Below are 18001 nucleotides of genomic sequence, written 5' to 3'. Positions count from 1 at the left end.
CTCCTCGGCCGCACGCTGCGCGAACGCGGGCAGGGCCGCCTCCATCGCACTGCTCAGCGTCAGCCCCGCCGACAGATCGTAGGGCTGCATCCCGAGCACGACCACGTTCGGGATCGCCCGATCCGTCACCGTCAGCCACGCGAGCACATCCTGTATGCCGATCTCGTGCGATGAGACCTTTTCCTGAAAATGCGCCATGATCGCATCATCCTCAAAGCGGTACGCCGTCCCCGGAGCACCGTCGCCCGAGACCGCGTCGAGGATCAGCAGATGCTGTGTCCCCGTGACGAAGTGCAGCAGCTCGGGTCCGAGCGTCCCGCCGTCGAGCAGGCGCACCTCGTCCTCGGAGAACGCCCAGTGCTGCTCCAGATACTCCATCGCGCGCACGCCGAACCCCTCGTCGCGCAGAATGATATTGCCGATGCCGAGTACGGTCACAGGCGCAACGGGTACAATCGACTCCTCCATCAGTGCACCTCCTTCCCCGCCTTCTTTGCCGCCACCTGCGCACGCAGCCACGCATACCAGTCCGCGAGACCCTCGCCCGTCTGACAGGAGACAGGAAAGATCGCGATCCCGGGATGCAGGGCTGTGATGTCCGCACGCGCCGACGCCATATCGAAATTCGTATACGGGAGAATATCCACCTTGCTGAGGACAGCCGCCGCCGACTCCTTGAATACCAGCGGGTACTTCAGCGGCTTGTCATCCCCCTCCGTGATGCTCAGAACGACCGCCTTCTCATCCTCGCCGAGCGCGAACTCAGCAGGGCAGACGAGATTGCCGACGTTCTCGATCACGAGGAGATCGAGCGCGTCGAGATCGAGGCGCTTGAGTGCCGCTGCGACCATCGCCGCATCGAGATGACAGCCGCCGCTCGTATTGATCTGCACGACAGGCGCGCCGCAGCGCTCGATGCGTGCCGCATCCTTCGTCGTAAAGAGATCCCCCTCCACGACCGCCACGCGCAGATCACCCGCGAGCTCCTGCAGCGTCTGCTCGAGCAGCGACGTCTTGCCCGCGCCCGGCGAGCCGAGCAGGTTCAGCGCATAGATCCCATGCCGCGCAAAGAGCGCCGCGTTCTCCGCCGCCGCCGTATCGTTGCGCCCTAGAATGTCTGCTTTTACAACTACTTTCATCGCTCTATTCCATCTCTATAAAATCCACGCGCATCTCGCGGCCGCCGATGATCTCCATTCCGCCGCCGCAATGGGGGCAGAGGCAGTCCTGCGGTCGGATGTGCTGCTCCCTGCCGCAGTCGTGACAGCGCCCCGTGAGGGGGACGCGCTCCCAGGTGAGCACGGCATCTGCCGCGATCGTGTCCGCCGTAAGGGAGGAAAAACACAGCGAAAGCGCATCGGTCTCCACGCCCGACAGTTCGCCGAGCAGGAGGCCGATGCGCTCGATGCGCGCTGCGCCATTTTTCTGTGCATAGTCCAGGGCAATATCCAAAATGCCCTCGGCAATCGCCATTTCGTGCATCTTAGAGCTCCGCCGAAAGCCCATGTGCGGCAAAGGTACTGATGAGCTCCGTCATCTTCGTCTTTGCCGGGTCATAGTCCACGGTCGTCTCCCCATCATGCGTGTGGATGTGCACGTAGAGGACGCCGGGCAGCCCCAGGAGCGCCTTCTCCACAGCGGCGGCATTCTCCTCGGTATAGCCCTTCACAAAAAACTGCAGATGCGTCGTGCTCTCTGCGAGCCCGCAGCCGCATTCTTTACACATAGAAAACTCCTTTATCTCCTAACAAAAGCATATTGCTTGCGTAACAGAAACACTCATCGGTGCAAGGGTGCCTGATTGATCAAAGCGCCCCCACCGACGCGCAAGCGCGCCACCTCCCCCGTAGCGACGGGGGAGGCGAATCCACCGTTCATCGAGTGCCTCCCCTGTCACAGCGGGGGAGGGGGACCGCGAAGCGGTGGAAGGGGCGCCTGTTACTTGCACAACGAGGTGCCTGCACGCACACTGCTTTACTCCACGTCGTTGACATCCGCCGGGGTATGGCGCAGGAGCTTCGAGCCTGCGAACATGCTCGAGACCTCTGCCTCGCCCTCCATGAACTCAGCGCGGATGACCATGTAGAAATGGCCGATGGCAAAGAGAATGATCGCCCATGCCGCATAGTGATGCACATAGTGCGAGATCATCTCGCCGCCGAGCACGCGGTTCACCCAGCCGAAGAGCGTCCCGCCGATCGCAGACGGCTCCGTCATGTAGTACATGGCAAAGCCCGTCAGCACCTCGATTGCCACGAGCACGTAGAGCCCTGCGTACGATCCGCGTGCGAGCGGATTGCGCAGAAACGGCTTGTGCGTCGCCTTGATCAGCATATAGTGCTGCGCCACTTCCATCGTGTCCGTGTAGTACTGCTTCTCCCAGAAATGCGGGAAAAGGCGGTCGCCGCGGTTGATGATAAAGCCGTAGACGCGGCCGATGAAGCCCGCGCAGAAGGCAAACGCCGCGATGAAGTGGACGTTGCGCGTCACATTCATCAGGAGCGGCGACGCATCCGGCTCCGCATACAGCATCGCAGGCGGCTTCGTGATGAGGAAGCCCGTGATGAAGAGCACGATGATCGCAATGACCATCAGCCAGTGGAAGATGCGCAGAAAGGGACTAAAGAGATAGTACTCCTTGCGTACTTCTTGTTTCATGCGGTTCGCCCCCTTATTTATCGACGCTGACGCCCGCGTATGGATCGGTCGTCACAACGCGGATCTTCTCCCCCTTCGCGTTGAAGAGGTGGGTCGAGCACGCCATGCACGGGTCAAACGAGCGGACCGCCTTGACGATCTCGAGCGGCTTGTCTGCGACCTTGACGGGCGTATCCATCATCGCGAGCTCGTATGCGCCGTGTCCCTCGGCATCGTCGCGCGGGCAGGCGTTCCACGTCGTCGGAACGACCGCCTGATAGTTCGCGATCTTGCCGTCCTTGATGACCGCCCAGTGGCTGAGTGCGCCGCGCGGTGCCTCGTAGAGACCGACGCCTTTTGCCTCCTTCGGCCAGGTCGAGGGATCCCACTTGTCGTTGTTCACCACGCGCGTATCTCCGCTCTTGATGTTTGCGACGAGCTTGTCGAAGAAATACTTGCTGATCTCCGCCTGCAGCTGTGCATCGAGCGCACGCGCCGCCGTGCGTCCGACCGTGGAGGGCAGCCATGCCTCGACGGGGACGTTCAGCACCTTCGTCACGGCATCGATCTGATCGACGATCATCTGCTCTGCCCACGTCAGGTCGCCGAGGAGGCCCTGCTTTGCCTTCGTGTAGAGGACGATGTAGCGTGCCAGAGGACCGACCTCGCAGAGTTTGCCGCGCCATTTCGGCGTCTTGAGCCAGGAGTACTTGCCCTGCTCGTTGAGCGCCTTCCACTCGGTCTTCGTGCCTTCCTTCGGCTCCGTGTAGTGCGGGGTCGTCTCGCCCTCCCACGGATGGAGTGCCTTGTCGTCGCCGCCCTTGTACTCGTACCAGCCGTGCTCGACGCTCTCTGCGACGCCGTCGGCATCCGTCAGATCCTTCTCCGTAAAGTCATAGACCTTCGCATTCATGACGCCCGAAGCGAAGTCCTCGACGACGCCGTTGCAGCGCACGAGGAGGTTCTTGAAGAAGTCGCCGTTCGTTGCACCCGAGAACGGCTCCTCGGAGAACATGCCGAAGGCGAGCACGCGCTTTTTCGCGAGGCCGCCGCCCGAGGTGTAGCCCTTCTGGACGTAGAGATGTCCGATGGCGAGCACGTCGGGGAGATAGTAGTCGTTCATCATGTGGCGTGCCTGATTGATCGAGCGGTCAACGATCGCGAGGCGCGCTGCATTGATCGGCGCGTTGCCGTCCTCCATCGAGATGGAGCAGGGCATGCCGCCAAGCACATAGTGCGGATGCGGGTTCTTTCCGCCGAAGACGACGTGCGGAACGACGAGATCCTTCTGCTTGTCGAGCATCTCGAGATAGTGCGAGATCGCCATGAGATGCACCTCGGGCGGGAGGAGCTGATAGTCCGGATGATCCCACCACTGCGCGGAGAATATGCCGAGCTGACCGCTGTCGACGATCTTCTGCACCTTTGCCTTGATCGCGGCGTAATAGGTGGGCGATGCGATCGGGAAGTCGTGCGGGTAGGCATCCGTGTCGAATGCCGCAGGCCCGCGGAAGGGGAGGCGATAGGTCTGGAGCACCGTGTTCTGGAGCGCCGCCGTCGCCGCCGGATCCGCCTTCAGTGCCTCGAGCGGGCTGACCCAGTCGAGGGCGTGGAGGTGGTAGAAATGGATGATGTGATCCTGATGCCCGAGGCACGCCGCAATGATGTTGCGGATGTAGTGCGCGTTCTTTGGGATCGTGATGCCGAATGCGTCCTCGACGGCACGCAGACAGCCGAGCGCATGAGAGGATGTGCAGACGCCGCAGATGCGCTGAATGTATGCCCATGCATCGCGCGGATCGCGGTCGTTCATGACGAGCTCAAGGCCGCGCCATGCCGTCCCGGAGGAGATGGCATCGGTGACCTTGCCCGATGCCTCGTCCACCTGCAGCTCAACGCGCAGATGTCCCTCAATACGGGTGATTGGGTCGACAACGACGTGTTTCATTCATGCACCTGCTTTCCCTCTTTTTCGAGCTGCTTCTCATGGCATCTCTTCTGTACAAGGCTCGCGCCCGCGTGCGCCGCAACACCGACTGCCGTTGCGACGGCAAGGCCTGCGCCGACCATGTCGACATCGATGCCGTTGTACTCCGGCAGACGCTTCGAGAACGGCGCCTGATCCCAGAAGTTCGCGTTGCTGCAGCCAATACAGGGTGCGCCCGACTGGATGGGGTACGAGAGCCCCTGATACCAGCGCAGATTGCCGCAGGAGTTGTACGTCTCGGGGCCGCGGCAGCCGAGCTTGTAGAGGCACCAGCCCCCCTTTGCACCCGCGTCGTCAAAGCGCTCGGCAAACATGCCTGCGTCGAAGAACGGACGGCGGTAGCAGGTGTCGTGAATGCGGTTGCCGTAGAACTGACGCGGACGTCCCTCGCCGTCAAGCGGCGGCAGTGTGCCGAAGAGCGCAACGTGCATGACGACGCCTGTCATAACCTCGGGAATCGGCGGACAGCCGGGCACAGCAATATAGGGCTTCGCGCCGATGAGGGAGCGGATCCCCCTGGACTCCGTCGGATTCGGTGCAGCCGCCTGGATGCCGCCCGCCGTCGCGCACGTGCCGTAGGCGATGACCGCCTTTGCTCCCTCCGCGACGTGCTTCAGCGTATGCTCGAAGGAGTGACCGCCCGACATGCAGGTGTAGGCGTGCTCCCCGATGGGAACCGCGCCCTCGACGGCAAGGATGTACTCACCATGATACTTCTTGATCGTCTCCTCGAGATGTGCCTCGAAGGCCTCACCCTCGCCGGCGCAGAGGAGATGGCTGTATTCGAGCGCAATCTCGTTCAGCACGAGATCCGATGCGAGCGGTGCGCCCGAGCGGATGAACGACTCATCGCAGCCCGTACACTCATGCCCGTGCAGCCAGATCACAACCGGCAGCGGCTTGGCCTCGGCGGCCTCGACGACCTTTGAAAGGTTGTCCGTGCTCAGCCCCATGAGCGACGTGAGGGTCACGCAGCCCTTGAGAAAATTCCGTCGGCTGAAGCCTTTTGCGAGATATGCCTCCCACAAGCTCTCCCTTTTGTTCACATTATGCCTCCTGTCCCTATGGAAGACTGCCGTCATGCCAAACACCCGCATCCATCCCGCCGCGATCGGCACACAGACACCTTTGCGAGCAGAACGACAGGGCGATTGACAACAGAAACTTGCGTCAATACTTCCCACACATCAGATATATAAAGCCAATCCCGCGAAAGCCAAGGCCCTTCCGTACAAAATAATAAAGGAGGAGCCGTCCGACGCACCCGAGGGCACGACAAACAGTCCCTCGTAGCAGACGAATCCAAGGGATATTTTGCACCAAAATATCCCCTCCTCGCCTTTGCGCGGCAATGTTGTCGTTTCCTTTTCAAGGGAGCGTGGTTTTCTGCAGGAAACCGCGTTCGGAAGGGAGGCTCCGGCATTTCTGCCGAAACCCTGTGCACGGCAGGGATCCCTCCCTGCGGCGCAGGCGCAGCATCATAGGCATCGCCCTTAGATGCTTTTGCTCGGAAACCGAGAGATACAATGTACCTCTATACCTATGTAATTAATAACAGTTTAACAGAGTGAAAACAACCTGTCAATATACGAAAACTATTCTCATCACATGTTTGAGTTATACTTGTTTATTATAGTTATAGAGTGATCCATTCGTGGTGTATGGATGCTGTATCTGCGGTTGATGTGATGAAAAAAGGGCGCACTCCCCCAATATCGGTGATGATGCACATGGGGAGATGCGTCCCTCGCTGTTATTTCTTTCGGCGCAGTTCCTGCCGTACGGCATCGCGCTCTTTCTCCGTCATGGTGTTCGCGCGGATCACGGCGCGGTGCCCCTCGCGGCTGCTCTCCGTGATGAGTGCGTTATCCCCGTCGTAGGCGAGGATCTCATAGGTGCTGATGGCGTCCTTTTTCGGGCTGAGCACGCGCCGCTGCATGGTGTAGCCGAGGTGCTCGTAGTCCGCGCTCTTCATTGCCTCGGCGAACTGTGCCCGACCGAGGTTGTTGTAGAGGATGAGCTGCCAGTAGGAGACGGAGCCGTCGGCGTTGCGCTTCATGCGGCTGCGGTCAAAGAACCAGCCGCGCCGCTCGTCGCCCTCGATGAAGACCCAGTCGCCGTCCTTCAGCGTGACGGGCTCGATCGCCGTCTCTTTGCCGTATGCCTCGCGCTTTGCTGCATCAGCAGCGGCAGCAGCATGCTTTTTCTCAGCTTTCTTATCCGCGGCATCTGCCTTCTTTGCAGGCTCTGCGGACACGGCGGAATGCCCTGCGCCGTCCGTCGCTGCGGCGGCTGGCTCCTTTTCCTTCGCAGGTTCTTTGACAAGAACGGCTTCGGCCGTCCCTTCCCCATCAGCCGTTTCTTCTGCCGTCTTCGTCTTCGTCTTTGCCTCCGCATCTCTCGCCGAGGCGGCATTGGTCTGCGGTGTCTGCTCTGCTGGAGGGTTCTCTGTGCCGAGCTCATCCATCTCCGCATCGAAGGCATCTTCCTGCGTGCGCTGTTCCGATGCCGCACGGTCCTTTGCCGCGGGCTCCGCCGTGGTCTGCGCCCTGTCTGTCGTCTTTTCCGTATCCACTGTCTCCTGCGCATCCTTTGCGGCAGATGTGGTGCGCTGTTCCGACGCGGCAGCGTCTCCATGAGACTCCTCTGCCGCCATGACGGCATGGATCTCCGTCTCCTTCTCGGCGGCCGTCCCGCTGACGGGGAGGAGGAGGATTCCTGCGGCGAGCAGGCAGGTGATGGATTGCATAGTGTCTCCTTTGCTTACAAATACGAGGTCGGGTTGACGGGCTGTCCGCTGAGGCGCACCTCGTAGTGCAGATGCGGTCCTGTGGAGTGCCCCGTCGAGCCGACATAGGCGATGATCTGTCCGCGCCGCACGCGCTGTCCCGGGGTCACCACGACCGCCGAGGCATGTCCGTAGCGTGTCGAAACGCCGCTCCCGTGATCGATGTCGACCATGTTGCCATAGCCGCCCGCGTTCCAGCCCGCGATGGTCACGACGCCGTCCGCCGTCGCGACGATGGGTGTTCCCATCTCGGCGGCGATGTCGATGCCCTGATGGAACTCTGCGCCATTCCAGCGCAGTCCATACCCTGAGCTGATGAATCCGTTTGTCGGCCAGCCTGTCGGGGTGGTGACGGGTGTATCGCCCCCCAGAAAGGAGGATGCCCCCGGCACATCCTTCTGCATCATGGCGGCGAGCTGTCCGATGGAGGTGCGGCGCACTGCGGTGCGTTCCTCAAGCATCGTAAGTGCCTCGCTGACCTCATCCGTCGTGAGTGCGTGCGGTGCGCCGCCCGTCGGTGCCGGTGCGGCATCTCCTTCCTGTACCGCGCTGTCCGTCTCCGCCGGCGGTGCGCCGACGAGTGCGCGCAGCCCGTCCTCCGTACGCTGAATGGCATCAACCTCCTGCCCAAGCGCGGAGGCCTTTTTCGCGATCTGGCGGATCTGCTCCTGCTGGATGCGGTTCGCCTCGCGCAGCTGTGCCGCTTCTGCCTCATGCAGATAGGAATGCGTAAGGGTGTAGATGGAGAAAATGGAAGCGGCGGCAACGATCCCGACAACGGCTCCTGCCCCCACCGCAAGCAGGCGCAGTCCTCTCCGTGAGAGCCGCACTGTGCGTGTCGTATCGGTCACACGATCAACCAGCTGGAGTTTATAGCGCGCATCTTGTTCTTCGTTCAATGTATGTACCTCTTCCCCTATCACAGTCACATCCTTATCCTAGCCAAAGAACATGAAAACCTGCTGTGACACAGCAGGTTCTGCAAGAATATATTTCCTCAGTAGCGAATCGGCAGCGGCTTCGCCATGGCTTCCTGCAATACGCTCTTTTCCTCGTCGCTCAGCGGATACTCCGACGATCCGTTCTTAATTGGCTTAATGTAGCTGCGTGAGTCCTCACGGGCAAAGATACTGGAAAAAATGACGCCGTCGTTGTTTGCATCGAGCAGAGCAACCGCATAGCTGAGATCGCCGCCCATGTCCTCGAAGGCACGGAACCGTACGGAGGCAACACGCACGAGTGTCTGACGAATGAATTGACGGATCAGTTCGTTCTCCTCGAGGATACGCACGTTCACAGCCTCAACCTCCTCGACCTTCCGCACATGCTGGATCAGCATCCCCTCAAGGTCGTCCTTTGTCGATCCGCGCATCATTGCGCGGTAGCGGCTGTTCATCGACGAGAGCCGCACCATGGTGCAGATCACCAAGATGAGCAGTACGAGGATCAGCAGCATGGACATGAGCAGAAGCGCTGCATCATGAGCCTCGATAAATTTCACAAGACTATTTAGAAACAAATTCTCTCTTCCCTTCTTCCCTCCGTCCCCATGAGACAGAGGCAGATGTGCCGCAGGCAGCGGCAGACGGCACACCGCGCACCCTATACAGTGAATTTCTGTGTGGAGACGGCACGCAGTGCCGCACGCTTATCCTCCTTCTCCGCACCATCCAACGCTGTCAGGAGAGCAAGCAGACGCTCCAGATCTTCCGCCGAGAAATAGCTGATTTCAAGGCGCCCCTTCCCCTCCTTACTGCTTGCGTGAATGCGGACTTTTGTCCCAAGACTGTGTGTCAGGCGATCCTCCGCCTCACGCATAAAGAGATCGGGGTTCTTCTCCGTTTTCGGCCGCTCCGCCTTCTTGAGCGCATGCGGATCTTTGATGAGGCGTTTTACCAGAGCTTCCGCACCGCGGGCAGAGAGCTCATGCTCTTGGATGTATTCTGCCGCCTCGCGTTGGAGTGCAGCGGTCTCAAGAGCGAGAAGCGGGCGTGCCTGTCCCATCGTAAGGACACCGTTTGCGATGAACGCCTGTACCTCCTTCGCCAGGCGCAGGAGGCGGACACTGTTCGCGATCGCCGAGCGGCTGCGTGCGACACAATGCGCCAGCTGCTCCTGCGAGAGGCCGAACTCGGTCAGAAGGCGCTGAAAGGCGTGCGCCTCTTCGATTGGATTGAGATCCTCACGCTGGAGGTTCTCGATGAGGGCCATTTCTGCCATCTCTGCATCGTTTGCCGCACGAAAAAGTGCAGGAACAGAGGTAAGTCCCGCCAGTTTTGCTGCACGCAGGCGCCGTTCTCCCGCAATCAGCTCATATTTGCCGTCACCGATCTCACGTACGGTAAGGGGCTGGAGGATCCCATGCCGAACGATAGACTCGCGCAGCTCTTCGAGTGCCGCTTCATCAAACTCACAGCGCGGCTGAAAGCGATTCGGCTGAATGGCATCGATGGGAAGCGCGGCAGGCGTGCCGGCGGATGTTGCAGCAGGCGGCGCATTGTATTTCTCCGATACCGCCGCGGGGGGGAGGGGCATTGCATTTTTCCCCAGTCCAAATGCGCCGAGCCCGCGTCCAAGCCCGCCTGTTTTAGCCTTCTTCACGCTTCATCACCTCCCTGGCGAGTGCAATATACATCTCTGCCCCGCGTGATGTGATATCATACGAGGTGATTGGCTGCCCGAACGAGGGTGCCTCCGACAGGCGAACGTTGCGCGGGATCAGCGTCTTGTAGAGGGCATCGCCGAAGGCACCGCGCACCTCCTCCACGACCTGTCCTGCGATGCGCGTCCGTCCATCGTACATGGTCATAACAACCCCCTGCACACGGAGGTTCGGATTTGCACTCTCCTGAACAAGACGGATCGTCTGCATCAGCTGCGCCACTCCTTCAAGAGCGAAAAACTCACACTGGATGGGGATGAGCACAGCATGTGCTGCCGTCAGTGCATTCAGCGTCAAAAAGCCGAGCGAGGGCGGACAGTCGATAAAGACGTAGTCATAGTCCGTCAGCACCTCGGCAATCGCATTGCGCAGGCGCATCTCACGATGCTCCAAGGAGGCCAGCTCCACCTCTGCGCCCGCGAGCTCGACATTCGCAGGAAGCACATCCACAAGGTAATCCGATTCGATAATGACTTCCCGTATATGCTTTCCATCGATCAGGACACGATACGTTGTCGCAGCAAGCGCAGTCTTGTCGATACCGAAGGCACTGGTCGCATTTCCCTGCGGGTCGATATCGATGAGCAGAACCCGCCGCTTGGCACGTGCAACAGCCGCAGCGAGATTGACCGCCGTCGTCGTCTTTCCGACACCGCCCTTCTGACTGGCAATCGCTATGATCTTTGCCACGGGATCATCCTTTCTTTGCGTTCTTTATGGCATGGGGATGTACAAACCTGTTTCAAAGATTACTCAGAATAGCACCTTTGCGAGATGCAGGTACTCCGGATCAAGAGTCTTCTTATTATTGACCGCATCATAGAGGTTGACGGATACAACGTGTCCCTTGTGGTAGCCGAACACGATACCCGAAAGCCCTGAGATGAGGGCGAGTGCAGCCTGCTCGCCGAGCTGGCTGGCGCGTACGCGGTCGATAACCGTCGGCGATCCGCCGCGCTGGATATGTCCAAGGACGGAAACACGCGTCTCGATGTCCGTATGCTGTGCGATGTAGTCGCAGACATCCTGCCCCTTTGCCGCGCCCTCGGCGACAACAATGAGGATGTAGCGCTTGCCGTGCTCATAGGCATTGGTGAGGTCACTGACGATCTCTGCGAGGTCGAACTTCTCCTCGGGGACAAGGATGTACTCCGCACCGCCCGAAATGCCCGAGACAAGAGCGAGCCAGCCCGAACCGCGTCCCATGACCTCGAGCACGATCACGCGGCGGTGTGCCGATGCTGTGTCGCGCAGCTTGTTGATCGCGTCGATAATCGTATTCGCCGCTGTATCGCAGCCGATCGTGTAGTCCATGCCCCAGACATCATTGTCAATCGTGCCCGGCAAACCAACGATAGGGAAGCCGAACTCCTCCGCAAGCAGCTGTGCGCCGCGCAGCGATCCGTCACCGCCGATCACGCAGAGTCCCTCGATGCCGCGTTCGATCAGATTCTCATGGCCGCGGCGGCGGCCCTCAGGCGTCGTCCACTCCTTGCAGCGTGCCGTTCCGAGGAACGTACCGCCCCGCTGGATGATATCGCCGACGTCCTTGGACTCGAGCTCCCACATATCCTCATCCAGGAGCCCCTGATAGCCGTCGTTGATGCCCCACACATGGACGCCTTCATAGAGTGCTGTGCGTGCAACGGCACGTGCCGCTGCATTCATTCCGGGACTGTCTCCCCCGCTTGTCATAACTGCAATGCTTTTTAACACAACGCATCCTCCCCTGCCCATCATTTCCATGTATGCCCAATCGTATAGGCTCAGTGGTTCCTTCATCTGCTTTTATCATAGCACAAACGACAAAAAAAATCCCCCTCTTTTTGAGGGGAATGAGGAAAATGTTTCACGTGAAACAATTTACTCATGTGCGAGGTCGCGGAAACGCGTGTATTCCTTCTGGAAGAACATGCGCACGGTATCCGTTGCTCCATTTCGGTGCTTGGCAATGCTCAGTTCTGTGATATTGGCATTCTCTGTGTCCTGATTGTAGTAATCTTCACGATACAGGAACATGACGATATCCGCATCCTGCTCGATGGAACCTGACTCGCGCAGATCGGAGAGCATCGGCCGTTTATCCGAGCGGCCCTCGGTCGCACGTGAAAGCTGCGAAAGGACAACAATCGGGACATCCAGTTCGCGGGCAAGCACCTTGAGAGAGCGCGTCATCTCCGCCACGGCGAGTGTGCGGTTCTCCGCACGCCCCGGCGCCTGAATGAGCTGGAGATAGTCGATGGCGACGAGGTCAAGGCCGTGTTCTGCCTTGAGACGGCGTGCACGTGTACGGATGTCAAGCACCGTTGTACTGCTCGTGTCATCAAAGTAGAGATTCGTCTTCATCATGCGGTCAGCGACCTTAACCAGACGGCTCCACTCCTCATCGTCAAGTTCTCCGCGGGCAAGCCGTGTCGCATCGATCTGTCCCTCGGCGCAGAAAATGCGGTGCATCAGCTGCTCACGCGGCATCTCCAGGGAGAAGAAAGCAACTGTCCCCCCCTGCAGTGCAACATGGGCAGCGACGTTGAGGACGAATGCGGTTTTCCCCATCGCAGGACGTGCTGCAACAATGATGAGATCGGAGGGCTGAAGCCCGCGTGTTACGTTGTCGAGTGTCGTAAGTCCCGTCGATAGCCCAGTGATGCCGCCCTTCGCCTTTGCGAGTTCGCTCACGCGGTCTACTGCGTCAAAGACAACCTCCTTTGCGGGGATGAACGCCGTCGTTGTCTGTCCTCCTGCAATGGCAAGAATCTTGCGCTCGGCATCATCGAGCTGTTCAGCGATATCTTCACTCGCCTCATATGCTGCGCCGGCAATCTCCGTACTCGCGTCAATCAGAGCACGCAGGACTGCCTTCTCTTTGACGATCTTCGCATAGTGTGCAAGATTTGCCGTGCTTGGCACGGTATTCGTCAGGTTCGCAAGGAAGGAAATCCCTCCCACCTGGTCGAGCAGTCCCGATTTCTTCAAGGACTCCGTAACGGTAACAATATCAACAGGTTCCCCGTTGCGGAGCAATTCCTCCATTGCTTCAAATACTGCCCGATGTGCCTGCCGATAAAAATCATCGGCATGAAGCAGCTCCACCGCCTGTGATACGGCCTGCGGCTTCAGCATCATCGCACCAAGCACCGACAGTTCCGCCTCGATACTCTGCGGCGGCACACGTCCTTCCGGCATGTCGTTCTCCTTCCATATTTTGCTCACTCAGCTGTTCTGTTTCCACTTCTCATCTGCAAAGAGCACAGCAAATGCCTCTTCGGCGGTCTTGAGCCGATGTATTGTCAGTCCCAGATGATCCTCCGGGATATCCTTCTTGTTCTCCCACGGAATAATAAGTGTTGAAATTCCTGCCTGACGTGCTCCATAGGCTTTCTCAAAGACACCGCCGACAGGACGGATCTCCCCCTGAAGAGAAATCTCTCCTGTCACCGCCACATTCTGCTGTACCGCGGCGCCTGTCACGGCACTGACAATCGCTGTGAGAATGGCCGTACCCGCACTGGGGCCATCGATATTCCCGCCGCCGATCACGTTGACGTGAAGATCATAGTCGTGCAGGTCGCGCCCCGTGAGGCGGCGCATGACCGATGCTGCATTGAACACGGAGTCCTTTGCCATGCTTCCCGCGGTCTCATTGAAGCGCACCGTTCCCTTTCCTTTTTCTGCGGCAGGAAAAGCAACCGCCTCTATCTCGATGATCGAGCCGAGGAATCCGGCGACACCCAGTCCAAACACTCTGCCAACCGCAGGAGTATCGGACGCCTTCTTCTTCCCAAACGGATAGAGGCGGCTCACCTGAACGACCTCATAAATATCCTCTTTGGTGACAAGCAGACGCGGAGATTTTGTTTCACGTGAAACACTGTCTTTCGCCTTTGTCGTTTCGGTCAGCTTATTCAAAGGCAGGTCATCCATGCCGAGGAGGGCTTCTTCCTCCTCGGCGGATGTTTCACGTGAAACATCCGCCGAGCTCTTTTTGAGCATGTCCGCCGCGCCTGTATCGGAAGGTGTAATTGTTTCACGTGAAACAATATGCTCAATCTCTGTATCGTCCAGTCGATTTAGTGCAAGGCTGTAGGCATCGGCAAGAATGTTAATCGCCTTTCGCCCCTCGATCGTATATGTGCTGATCAATTCCGCTGCGCCCGGGGCGAGCTCCACGTTTAACCGCTTCGCCGCATTCTCCACAATGGTACGGATGTGTACCGGCGTCAAAGGCTCAAAATAGATCTCCGCGCAGCGTGAGCGCAGGGCAGGATTGATATGATCCGGCTCACGCGTCGTTGCTCCAATGAGCACGAAGTCTGCCGGTGCCCCCTCCTCAAAGAGTTTGCGAATATAGGGCGGAACACGCTTGTCATCGGGGTCGTAGTACGCTGACTCGAAGTAAGCGCGTTTATCCTCGAGCACTTTGAGCAGTTTGTTCTGCAGCATCTCATCCATCTCGCCGATTTCGTCGATGAAGAGGATGCCGCCGTGTGCATCCGTCACAAGTCCCGGTTTAGGCTCAGGAACACCGCTGTCTGCAAGACTTTTCTGCGCCCCCTGATAGATGGGGTCATGCACCGAGCCAAGAAGCGGATTCGTCATGTCGCGCGGATCCCACCGAAGCGTCGTCCCATCTGTCTCGACAAAAGGGGCATCTGCGCCAAACGGAGAAACGGCGCGCTTTTTTGCTGCCTCAAGAACAAGCCGTGCCGCCGTCGTTTTGCCGACACCGGGCGGTCCATAGAGAAGGAGATGCTGCGGATAGGGCGAGGAGAGTTTTGCCATAAGCGAACGCACCGCACGCTCCTGTCCGACGATCTCATCAAACTTCTTCGGGCGCAGAAGCTCCATCACCGACTGGGTGAGATGCACTTTTTCCAGGGCCTCCAGTGCCTCACGTTTCTTCTTGTCATGCGGCGACTCCGCGCCGGGACTCTCCTCCGAGATCACCTGCCGGCGGATGTCGTCCACATACTCCTCATGATCCTTTTCGAGTTTCTCGTTTACCTTGCGCTCAATGCGATCCTCAAGATCACGCCGTGCAAGAATCCCCGCAACCTGTTCTGTCATACGAGTCAGAACCTCGGGCAGCTCCGCCTCCGAAGGCGGCGGAGAGAGCAGCGGGTCTTCTTCGAGGATGCGCATAAGGGCAAGGACACGTTCGCGGCGATTCTCCGAGCGCATGAGCGCCATCGCGTTCATCTTGCCCGCCTGAATCACCAGTCGTTCCGTCCCCATCGTGTCGGCGAGCATCCGAAAGATCGCTGCAATCTCTGCATCGATCTGTGCCTCCTTCGAGAGGGTCGGACGTTCTTTCCCTGCATCCTGCCCACCGAATAAATCCTTAAAAAAAGACATAGTTCTCCCTTTTGAGAAGGGCTGATGAGACATGCTCATCAGCCCGCTGTATTGTATTCAATCAATATGAGTGTATCGTTCATCAATGTTTGCGCAGAGCATGCAGCGATTATTCTTTGCGCACATGAATCTTGATCGTCGTGGCGATGTTTGGATGCACCTTCACAACTGCTTCGTACAGTCCTTCACCCGTCACCTCTCCATTGATCGAGATCTTACGCCGATCCACGTCGATGTGCATCTTCTTCAGTGCCTCTGCGACATCTTTGCCGGTCACTGCACCGAAGAGGCGGCCGTTCTCGCCGATGTGCACAGGGATTTCCACCTCGACTTTCTCGAGCTGCGCCGCCATGAGCTTTGCCTCATCGACCGCCATCGCATCTTTACGTGCCTTCGCTCCTGCCTGCGCTTTTGCCACATTCACATTCGAGCTGCTCGCAGCCAGTGCCAGCTTACGCGGCAGAAGGAAATTACGGCCATAGCCGTCCGCCACCTCGACGATCTCGCCTTTTTTTCCGATATTCTTTACATCAGCCTGCAGTATCACTTTCACGTTGGTCACTCTCCTCTATATATGCTTTTGCCTGTTCAACAACTTGTGCGCGCACCTCATCAAGCGGCACACCCTTGACCTGTGCGCCGGCGACATTCGCATGACCGCCGCCGCCGAACGCCTCCATGATGACCTGCACATTCATCTCACCGGAGGAGCGGGCACTGATGCCCACCACATCTCTCGCAAGCGGGAATACATAGATACTCATGCGAACACCGTCCACACGAAGCATCCCGTCCGCCGCCTGTGCCGCGATGATCTGCCCGTTCGGCAGAAGATCGGGGATACAGCCCACGATCAGTCCCCCCGGATAGTAGACCGCATTCGCTTTCGCGCGTGCGAGCGACACCGTCGTCTCGTAGTCACTCTGGAACAGCGTGCGGACGAGTACGGGATCAGCGCCCGCACGGCGGAGATACGCCGCCGCATCGAAGGTGCGCACGCCCGCGCTGATGTTGAAGTTCTTTGTATCCACCACAATGCCGGAGTAAAGTGCTGTTGCATCGAGCCGCGTTGGGCGGACATTGTCTCCGAAGTACATGAGCAGCTCCGTCACGAGCTCACTCGCGGAACTGGATGCCGTCTCAATGTAAACGAGCAGCGGATTCTTGACAAAATACTCGCTGCGGCGGTGATGGTCAATAACGACAATCTTTGGGATACGCTCAAGCAGCGCGGGATCGGCAAGAATGTGCGGGATGTGTGCATCCACCACAACCAGGAGGGATGAGAGCGCCGGTGTTTCGGCAACGTCACCGGGATGGAGAAACAGCCCCTCGTACGATTCATCTTTCTTCACCATGTCCACGATACGGTCAATGCCCTCATTCATATCACTGAGGACAATGTGTACCTTCTTGCCGAGGGCACGTGCCATGCACGCTACGCCCATCGCCGCACCGAATGCATCATAGTCTTCGTTGTGGTGTCCCATGATGTACACCTCATCCGAGTTGTCCATGATATCACGCAGTGCGTGTGCCACAACGCGTGCCTTGACGCGCGTATGCTTCTCCACAGCCTTTGCCTTGCCGCCGAAAAACTGCGTCTTGCCGCCGATATCGAGAGCGACCTGATCTCCGCCGCGCCCGAGGGCAAGGTCAAGCTTTGCCTCCGCCTCCTCGCCAACCTCATGAAGGGTCTGGTCGGACGAGAGCGAAAGCCCGATGGAGAGAGTCACCGGCATCCCCTTGGAGTTAATCACCTTACGCACCTGATCGAGAATATCGAACTTCTCCGCGATCGCATGATCCAGCGATTTGCGGTCAAGGAGGGCCACATACTCGCCGTCCGAGATGCTGCGCAGGAAGCCGCCGAGACCGCTCACCCATGCGTCGATCTTCTCACGCACAGCAAGGAGGAGCATTGACTTCTCGGTCTCCGTCTGGCCCTGCATGATCTCATCATAGTTATCGACCTGAATATAGAGAAGTGCCGTACGGCTGCCGTAGAAACGTTTCTCAAGCGCCGCATACTCTGTCTCATCCTCCACATAGAGTGCGATCAGCGGCTCGGTCTGATACGATGTCGAGATCATGCGGTGATAAACACGGTAGGAATGTCCCTCGTGGGAGAAGCGGTGCTCCCCCTCCGTTCCCCAGATGGACTCAAGATTGAAATGCGGCCAAAAATCCGCAACGGAGGTTCCCTGTTCCGGCTGTGAGCCAAGAGCGTCCCCCAGCTGATGATTGGCCCACTCCAGATGCCCCTCCTGATTCACAAGGAGAATCGCCTGCGGAAGGCGATCCACCGCATAGTTCATGACATCATTGACATTGCGTATAACGCCCATACAATAGCGTTCAAATCGCCGTTCTCTGTCACGGCAGCGTTCCCACGCGAACGCTGCGAGCACTGCCCAGAGCAAGATTGCCGCCGCTCCGACAAACGAATTGTAGCAGAATGTCACAAGGGCAAGAGCAAGCATGACAATCAAATGGATCGTGAGATCGATCCACGCGGATAAATTCCGCGGCATAGCATCACCTTCTTTCGATTTCTAGGTTTCTATTTGGATGT

17 protein-coding genes and 1 riboswitch are annotated in these 18001 nt (G+C 58.6%); all 17 genes read right to left on the bottom strand.

All coding sequences use genetic code 11. The features are described from left to right. Window positions 1–468: HyaD/HybD family hydrogenase maturation endopeptidase (locus tag HMPREF0908_RS07300; protein ID WP_006690840.1), on the bottom strand; the 468-nt coding region annotated here is incomplete at its 3' end. Beyond that, window positions 468–1139 carry a hydrogenase nickel incorporation protein HypB gene (gene hypB, locus HMPREF0908_RS07295; protein WP_006690839.1) on the bottom strand — a complete coding sequence of 224 codons (672 nt, stop codon included), beginning with the start codon at window positions 1137–1139 and terminating at the stop codon, window positions 468–470. The genes hypB and HMPREF0908_RS07300, both read right to left, overlap by 1 nt. 4 nt (window positions 1140–1143) lie before the next feature. Next, the gene (locus HMPREF0908_RS07290) at window positions 1144–1482 is read right to left on the bottom strand and encodes a hydrogenase maturation nickel metallochaperone HypA/HybF (RefSeq protein ID WP_006690838.1); all 339 of its coding nucleotides are present in this window, start codon (window positions 1480–1482) and stop codon (window positions 1144–1146) included. Window position 1483: 1 nt separating this feature from the next. Then, on the bottom strand, window positions 1484–1726 hold the full coding sequence (locus HMPREF0908_RS07285; RefSeq protein ID WP_006690837.1) for a heavy-metal-associated domain-containing protein: 243 nt from the start codon (window positions 1724–1726) through the stop codon (window positions 1484–1486). A 248-nt stretch (window positions 1727–1974) separates the two neighbouring features. Then, window positions 1975–2658, bottom strand: a complete 684-nt coding sequence (cybH, locus tag HMPREF0908_RS07280; RefSeq protein ID WP_006690836.1) for a Ni/Fe-hydrogenase, b-type cytochrome subunit — start codon at window positions 2656–2658, stop codon at window positions 1975–1977. A gap of 13 nt (window positions 2659–2671) precedes the next feature. Next, complete coding sequence (locus HMPREF0908_RS07275; RefSeq protein ID WP_006690835.1) at window positions 2672–4585, bottom strand: nickel-dependent hydrogenase large subunit; 1914 nt, start codon at window positions 4583–4585, stop codon at window positions 2672–2674. Continuing rightward, complete coding sequence (locus HMPREF0908_RS07270; RefSeq protein ID WP_040572586.1) at window positions 4582–5670, bottom strand: hydrogenase small subunit; 1089 nt, start codon at window positions 5668–5670, stop codon at window positions 4582–4584. Before HMPREF0908_RS07270 ends, HMPREF0908_RS07275 begins: the two co-directional genes overlap by 4 nt. Window positions 5671–5983: 313 nt before the next feature. Then, a riboswitch (molybdenum cofactor riboswitch) is annotated at window positions 5984–6139 on the bottom strand. 238 nt (window positions 6140–6377) lie between these two features. Beyond that, window positions 6378–7373: a hypothetical protein gene (locus tag HMPREF0908_RS07265; protein ID WP_006690832.1), complete on the bottom strand. Its 996-nt coding sequence runs from the start codon at window positions 7371–7373 to the stop codon at window positions 6378–6380. 14 nt (window positions 7374–7387) lie between these two features. Beyond that, window positions 7388–8311, bottom strand: a complete 924-nt coding sequence (locus HMPREF0908_RS07260; RefSeq protein ID WP_040572585.1) for a M23 family metallopeptidase — start codon at window positions 8309–8311, stop codon at window positions 7388–7390. A gap of 98 nt (window positions 8312–8409) precedes the next feature. Beyond that, window positions 8410–8931 carry a DUF4446 family protein gene (locus tag HMPREF0908_RS07255; protein ID WP_040572584.1) on the bottom strand — a complete coding sequence of 174 codons (522 nt, stop codon included), beginning with the start codon at window positions 8929–8931 and terminating at the stop codon, window positions 8410–8412. An 83-nt stretch (window positions 8932–9014) separates the two neighbouring features. Then, the gene (locus HMPREF0908_RS07250) at window positions 9015–10013 is read right to left on the bottom strand and encodes a ParB/RepB/Spo0J family partition protein (RefSeq protein ID WP_006690829.1); all 999 of its coding nucleotides are present in this window, start codon (window positions 10011–10013) and stop codon (window positions 9015–9017) included. Next, window positions 10000–10764 (bottom strand): ParA family protein, encoded by a 765-nt coding sequence (locus HMPREF0908_RS07245; protein ID WP_006690828.1) that lies wholly within the window; start codon window positions 10762–10764, stop codon window positions 10000–10002. The genes HMPREF0908_RS07250 and HMPREF0908_RS07245 overlap by 14 nt, the downstream gene beginning before the upstream one ends. Before the next feature lie 63 nt (window positions 10765–10827). Further along, window positions 10828–11790: a 6-phosphofructokinase gene (gene pfkA, locus HMPREF0908_RS07240; RefSeq protein ID WP_040572583.1), complete on the bottom strand. Its 963-nt coding sequence runs from the start codon at window positions 11788–11790 to the stop codon at window positions 10828–10830. 147 nt (window positions 11791–11937) lie between these two features. Further along, entirely contained in the window at window positions 11938–13257 is a 1320-nt protein-coding gene (gene dnaB, locus HMPREF0908_RS07235) for a replicative DNA helicase (RefSeq protein WP_040572582.1), read from the bottom strand. Between the two features lie 27 nt (window positions 13258–13284). After that, the gene (locus HMPREF0908_RS07230; protein ID WP_006690825.1) at window positions 13285–15426 is read right to left on the bottom strand and encodes a S16 family serine protease; all 2142 of its coding nucleotides are present in this window, start codon (window positions 15424–15426) and stop codon (window positions 13285–13287) included. A 109-nt stretch (window positions 15427–15535) separates the two neighbouring features. Then, on the bottom strand, window positions 15536–15979 hold the full coding sequence (gene rplI / locus HMPREF0908_RS07225) for a 50S ribosomal protein L9 (protein ID WP_040572581.1): 444 nt from the start codon (window positions 15977–15979) through the stop codon (window positions 15536–15538). Further along, complete coding sequence (locus HMPREF0908_RS07220) at window positions 15957–17960, bottom strand: DHH family phosphoesterase (RefSeq protein ID WP_006690823.1); 2004 nt, start codon at window positions 17958–17960, stop codon at window positions 15957–15959. Before HMPREF0908_RS07220 ends, rplI begins: the two co-directional genes overlap by 23 nt. Between the last annotated feature and the right edge of the window lie 41 nt (window positions 17961–18001).

The sequence above is a fragment of the Centipeda flueggei ATCC 43531 genome (genome assembly GCF_000160695.1).
Classification (GTDB): domain Bacteria; phylum Bacillota; class Negativicutes; order Selenomonadales; family Selenomonadaceae; genus Centipeda; species Centipeda flueggei.
Note: the sequence above shows the minus strand (reverse complement) of the source record. Positions and strands in the feature narration are given on the sequence as shown.